This window comes from Albidovulum sp. (assembly GCF_008933605.1).
Lineage (GTDB): Bacteria > Pseudomonadota > Alphaproteobacteria > Rhodobacterales > Rhodobacteraceae > Albidovulum.
In genome coordinates this window covers 1-3,399 of the sequence record NZ_WBUS01000236.1, presented here as the reverse complement: position 1 = coordinate 3,399, position 3,399 = coordinate 1, and the positions used below count along the sequence as shown (strand labels likewise).

The window sequence follows — 3,399 nt, the reverse complement described above, 5'->3', positions numbered from 1 at the left end:
CCACGCCACGGTGGGCGAGGCGGCGGCGCTGGCGCGGCTCGACCGGTTCGTTGCGGAGCGGCTGGCACGCTATCCCGTCGAGCGCGACTATCCGGCGCGTGGTGCGACGTCAGGGCTGTCCGAGAACCTCGCCTGGGGCGAGATCTCCCCGCGCACGGCCTGGGCGGCGGGTCTGCGGGCGCGGGAGGAGGGCAACCCGGGCGCTGAGAAGTTCCTTTCGGAACTCGCCTGGAGGGAATTCGCCTGGCATCTGATGTTTCACCATCCCAAGCTCGCCGGTGCCAACTGGCGCACGGGCTGGGAGGGTTTTCCCTGGCGCGGCGACAACGCGGAGGCCGAGCGCTGGCGGCGCGGCATGACCGGCGAGCCCTTCGTCGATGCCGCGATGCGCGAGATGTACGTGACGGGCCGGATGCACAACCGGGCGCGGATGGTCGCGGCCTCCTACCTGACGAAGCACCTCATGACGGACTGGCGGGTGGGACTCGCCTGGTTCGCCGACTGCCTGACCGACTGGGACCCGGCCGCCAATGCCATGGGCTGGCAGTGGGTGGCGGGGTGCGGGCCGGACGCCGCACCGTTCTTCCGCATCTTCAACCCGAACGCGCAGGCAGAGAGGTTCGATCCCGACGGCCGCTACCGGCGTGCCTTCCTCGCCGAGGGTCAGGCCGCACCGCCCGCGAGCGCGCGGGAATACTTCGCCGCCGTTCCCCGGGCCTGGGACCTCCGCCCGGACGCGGCCTATCCCGCGCCACTCGTCGGTCTTGCCGAGGGACGCGCGCGGGCGCTCAGGGCCTACGAGCAGCGGGACCGTGCAGCTGCAGAATGACCGGGTTGCGGGCCACGGGCCTCTGCGCTTACCGTTTTGCGCAGAGGAGCGCCTAATGACCATACTGCGCACGACCGACGGTGAGCGGGGCCTGCCGCGCTATTTCGCGCAGGTGCTCCGGATTGCCGGGAGCCTGAGATATGGCCGGCTCGACTTCGTCCTGGCCGATGGCCGGCGGTTCCGGGTGGAGGGGGCCGGACCAGGGCCGGTGGCCGAAATCCATGTGGTGGACGACGACATCTTCGCCCGGCTGATCCGCGAAGGCGACCTCGGCTTCTGCGAGGCCTACCTGGAGGGCGGCTGGACGACGCCCGACCTGCAGGCCTTCATGGACCTGATCCATGCCGACAACGAGGGCGTCTATGACGGCTTTCCCGGCATGGCGCTGGTGAGGGCCTATGAGAGGGTGCGCCATCTTCTCCGATCGAACTCGCGGGGGCAGGCCCGGCGCAACATCGCCTACCACTACGACCTCGGCAACGAGTTCTACGCGCTCTGGCTCGACCGGTCGATGACCTATTCCTCGGCGCTGTTCCAGACCGGGCAGGAAAGCCTGGAGGCTGCGCAGCGCGCCAAGTACGCCTCCATGGTGGACCGCATGGGCGTGAGCCCGGGCGACCACGTGCTGGAGATCGGCTGCGGCTGGGGCGGATTTGCCGAGTATGCGGCCGCCGAGCGGGGGCTGCAGGTCACGGGCCTGACCATCTCGCGGGCCCAGCTCGACTATGCCCGGGCGCGCATCCATCGGGCGGGGCTTTCCGACCGGGTGGAGCTGAAGCTGCAGGATTACCGCGACGAGCGGGGCAGCTATGACGGCATCGCCTCGATCGAGATGTTCGAGGCGGTGGGCGAGAGATACTGGCCGGTCTATTTCGGCACGCTCCGCGACCGGCTGAAGCCGGGCCGCAACGCCACGCTGCAGATCATCACGCTGCAGGAAAAGCGTTTCGAGATCTACCGCAAGGGCGTGGATTTCATCCAGAAATACATCTTCCCCGGCGGCATGCTGCCGTCGCCCTCCGCTCTCAGGGCCGAGGTCGCGCGGGCGGGGCTGACGCTCGTCGGCACCTTCGAGTTCGGCCAGAGCTACAGCCAGACCCTCAGGCGCTGGCACGAGACCTTCAACGACCGCTGGGACGAGATCGCGGGGCTCGGGTTTGATGCAAGATTCCAACGCATGTGGAATTTCTACCTGACCTCTTGCGCGGGCGCGTTCCGCGGCGGAAACTGCGACGTGACACAAATCACGGTATCGAGGCCAGCAGTCTAGTGCCCACAGCCGCCAAGCTTTTCGCCGGATTTGCCTTTGCGGTCCTGGCCTTCTTCACTGCGGAGATCTTCAAGCCGCACATGCCCGAGGGAACCCAGTTCGGGTACTTTTCCTTCGTGTCCTCGCTGATCGGTCTTGTTGCCGGCTGGCGGGTGATGGGGCCGGAGGCCGGGCGCGGGACCTGGGCCGCGGTCAATTCCGGCATCAAGACCTCGGCCGTCATGATCGGCCTCGCGCTTGTCATCTTCTCGACCTACGACATGTTCCTCCGCGCCTTCCGGCCCGAGTACAAGGGGCCGATGGAGGCCATCGTGGCGATCTTCGAGATCGGGGTGGATTACCTTCGCGCGATGCTCGCCTGGGACGTGATCGCCGTCCTCGTGGGGGGAGGGGCGCTGGCCGGGCTCCTGTCGGAATGGGCGGCGCGGCGCTGGAAGTGACCCGGTGACGGACTTCTTCTTCTACGGAACGCTCTGCCATCCGCCGCTCGTCCGCGCGGTGCTCGGCCGCGCGGTGGCGGTGGAGGCCGCGACGCTGCCGGATCACGCCGTCCACCTCGCGGAGGTCGCGGCCTTCCCGATGATCGTCGCGGGCGGTGCGGGGGCGCCGGGCGTGCTTGTCCGTGGCCTTGGACCCGAGGATGTCGCCCGGCTCGACTTCTACGAGGCGGGGTTCGGCTTCGATACCCGCGAGATGCGGGTGGAGACGGCGGGCGGCCCCGCGACCGCACGGGTCTATTTCCCGCAGCCGGGCGTCTGGCGCCCCGGGGCGCCCTGGGACCTTGCGGCCTGGGTGGCGCGATGGGGCGCGGTCGTGACGGCAGCGGCCGGGGACTTCATGGCGCAACGCGGGATCGTTGCGCCCGAGAAGCTCTGGGCACGTTACGGGATGATGCTGGTGCGGGCAGGCGCGCGGCTCAGGGCCGAGACGGAGGCGGAGCACGTGCCCATGACCCTGCGCATGCGTGCCGCGCCCGGCGACGTGAGCCTGCGCCAAGGGCGGCAGGTTTACGCCAACTATTTCGCCGTCGAGGAGTTCGACCTCCGTTTCCGGCGCTTCGATGGCGGCATGAGCCCGGAGGTGAACCGTGGCGTCTTCGTCGCCGGCGATGCCGTCATCGTCCTTCCCTACGATCCGCTCCGCGACCGCGTGCTCCTGATCGAGCAGTTCCGCATGGGTCCCCACGGGCGGGGCGACCCGCAACCCTGGCTGCTCGAGGCGCCCGCGGGCCGCGTCGACGGCGGCGAGACGCCGGAGGCGGCGGCACGGCGCGAGGCCGAGGAGGAGGCGCGGCTGGCGC

4 protein-coding genes are annotated in these 3,399 nt (G+C 69.4%); all 4 read left to right on the top strand.

The features are described 5' to 3' along the window. Positions 1–829 (top strand): cryptochrome/photolyase family protein (locus F9K34_RS18015; RefSeq protein ID WP_291338488.1); only part of this gene is annotated, 829 nt, incomplete at its 5' end. A gap of 55 nt (positions 830–884) precedes the next feature. Continuing rightward, on the top strand, positions 885–2,099 hold the full coding sequence (locus F9K34_RS18010) for an SAM-dependent methyltransferase (RefSeq protein ID WP_291338487.1): 1,215 nt from the start codon (positions 885–887) through the stop codon (positions 2,097–2,099). Then, positions 2,099–2,539: a TrgA family protein gene (locus F9K34_RS18005; protein WP_291338486.1), complete on the top strand. Its 441-nt coding sequence runs from the start codon at positions 2,099–2,101 to the stop codon at positions 2,537–2,539. The genes F9K34_RS18010 and F9K34_RS18005 overlap by 1 nt, the downstream gene beginning before the upstream one ends. 4 nt (positions 2,540–2,543) lie before the next feature. Beyond that, positions 2,544–3,399 (top strand): gamma-glutamylcyclotransferase (locus tag F9K34_RS18000; RefSeq protein WP_291338485.1); only part of this gene is annotated, 856 nt, incomplete at its 3' end.